Annotated in this window: 1 protein-coding gene; it reads right to left on the bottom strand. The window is 68.2% G+C overall.

From position 1 onward, the window contains the following. Window positions 1-20 precede the first annotated feature (20 nt). Window positions 21-2,782 (bottom strand): FAD-dependent oxidoreductase (locus VD972_RS33840; RefSeq protein WP_324992931.1); only part of this gene is annotated, 2,762 nt, incomplete at its 5' end.

Raw genomic sequence — 2,782 nt, 5'->3', positions numbered from 1 at the left:
GACAAGGGGGGCGCTGAGCCTCAGACGCGCTTCAGGTCCGGCACCTTCTGGAGCAGCCGCGCCAGGTACACGTCCGAGATCTTCTCCAGCACCGTGTTGCCGCGCAGGCGCTGGTTGAGGTTCACGAAGTCCACCTGGTCCAGCTTCTGGTCCTGGTTGAAGCAGGAGAACACCCACGTCTCCTTGCCCGTGATCGGATCCACGTGCTTCTGGAGGCACTGGGCGCAGATCTCCTTCATCATGCACTGCATCGGCGAGTTGATGGAGCCGATGGCCTCGTGCTCGGGCTTGAGGAAGGGCTGCAGCACACTGTGGCGGGCCTGCTGCACCGCTCGCATCATCCGGTCCGAGCCGATGGCGATGATGCGGTCCACCTCGCTCAAGGAGATGAGCGGCTTGGGACCGAGCGTGCCCTGCGCATAGGCGAGCATCGCCTGGACGACGTTGCCCTTGAACGCCGCATCCTGCGGGCGCCGGGACTCGATGAGCTCGCCCCCGTCCACGGACCAGACGATCTGGTCCGTCCCGGCCTCGATCTCGTCCTGCTTGAAGCTGTCGGCCTTCGTCCGGTAGCCCGCGAAGTAGACGACGCGGCAGCCGGCCGCCTTGAGCGAGCGCGCGATCGAGAAGAGCACCGCGTTGCCCAGGCCGCCGCCCACGAGCGCCACCGTCTCGTTGCGGCTGATCTCGGTGGGCGTGCCGGTGGGACCCATGAGCACCACGGGCTCACCCGGCCGCAGCGCCGCGCACAGGCGCGAGGAGGAGCCCATCTCCAGCACGATGGTCCCCATCAGCCCCTTCTCCTTGTCCACCCACGCGCCGGTGAGGGCCAGGCCCTCCATGATCAGCCGCGTGCCGTCGACGACAGGGGCCAGCCGCTCGAAGTTCTGCAGCCGGTAGAACTGGCCGGGCTCGAAGTGGCTGGCCGCGAATGGCGCCTTCACCACCACCTCCACGATCGTGGGCGTGAGCCGGTTGACGGCCACCACCGTGGCGTTGAACGCCTCGTCCAGCTTCGCGAAGTGCCGGGCCAGCTGCTCGTCTCGCTGGCGCTGGGCCACCTCGTCCCGGAAGTCCACCGAGGCCAGCTCCCGGGCGTAGAGCCGGGACACCTCGGGGTACCCGTCCTTCGCGCTGGCCATGGCCTTCACCACGTTGCCCGCGTAGGAGGGGTGGTTGTCTCCATAGAAGGAGATGAAGCGCCCGTCCTTCCGGTACGAGGTGAAGAAGCCCGTCTTCGCCGCCAGATCCTCGCTGGCCGCCACGGGCTTCAGCTCGAAGTCGTTCCCCGCCTCCGCGAGCTCGAACCCCTGGAAGTACTCCTGGTTCTCGTCGAGCTGGAAGGTGCCCGGGTACTCCTTCTCGTAGGTGACGTTGGGCGAGGTGCCCGCCGCCACGCAGACGGTGCGCGCGGGCAGCTCGAAGAACTCCCCGCTGCCCTTGAGCTTGCCGTCCTTCGCCACCATGCGCTCGAAGCGGATGGCACGCACCGCGCCGCTGGCATCCGGCAGGGCCTCCACCGGGCTCATGCGCTCGATGAAGCGGATGCCCTCCTCCAGAGCCTTCACCACCTCCTCGTGGTTGAGGCGGTAGGCGGGGGACTCGGTGAGGTTGCGGCGGTACACCAGGCTCACGCCGCCCCAGCTCCGTACGAGCTTGATGAAGTCGGGAGCGCGCCCCTCGGCGCTGGCCCGCTCACGCTCGGCGCGCACCGCGCGGCCGTGCTCCAGGAAGGTCTGGTAGGTGGTGCGCTCCTCCCCGTCCAGCTTCGCGAGGACGGCCTCCTCGCCGATGTCCGCCGCCAGCCGCTCATGCCGCTCGAGCGTCCGCTCCACCTGCACCGGGTAGTAGGCCATCAGCTCCGTGGCCGTGTCGATGCCGGTGAGGCCGCCGCCGATGACGATCGCCGGCAGCTGCATCTGGAGGTTGGCCAGCGAGTCCCGCTTGAAGGCGCCGGTGAGCTGCAGCGCCATCAGGAAGTCGCTCGCCTTGCGGATGCCCCGGATGAGGTTGTTCTTCATCCCGATGATGGTGGGGCGGCCCGCGCCCGCGGCGATGGCGATGTGATCGAAGCCCAGCTGCCAGGCGTCGTCGATCGTGAGGGTGCCACCAAAGCGCACGCCGCCGAAGATGCGCAGGTTCTCCCGGCGCGCCAGCGTCAGGTGGATGAGCGTGAGGAAGTTCTTGTCCCAGCGCACGGTGATGCCGTACTCGGACACGCCGCCGAAGCCCTCGAGCACGCGCTCGTCCAGCTCGCGGGTGAGGGCCTTCCAGTCGTGGATGGCCCTGAGCGGCTTGCCGTTGCGGCCGAGCAGCTCGTCATCGAACGTCTCGATCTTCAGGCCGTCCATGCCCGTGACGCCGAAGCCCTCGTTGAGCAGGAAGTGCGCCAGCGTGTAGCCCGCGGGCCCCAGGCCAACGACGAGCACATTGCGGCCCCGGTATGGCAGCGCGTACGGCCGGCGGACGTTGAGCGGGTTCCACCGGGTGAGCAGGCCGTAGATCTCGAAGCCCCAAGGCAGCTCCAGCACGTCCGTGAGGGTGGCCGTCTCCGCCAGGGGGATGTTCACCGGCTCCTGCTTCTGGAAGATGCAGGCCTTCATGCAGTCATTGCAGATGCGGTGGCCGGTGCCAGGGCACATGGGGTTGTCCAGCACCACCATGGCGAGCGCGGCCACCGAGTCGCCCTCGCGCTTCAGGGCGTGGACCTCGGAGATGCGCTCATCCAGCGGACAGCCGGTGAGGGGAATGCCCAGTGGGTTCTTCTTGAAGGAGTGGCCCT

Source organism: Hyalangium sp., assembly GCF_035629615.1.
GTDB lineage: Bacteria > Myxococcota > Myxococcia > Myxococcales > Myxococcaceae > Hyalangium.
The sequence above is the reverse complement of the archived record's forward strand: the minus strand, read 5'-3'. Positions and strand labels throughout refer to the sequence as shown.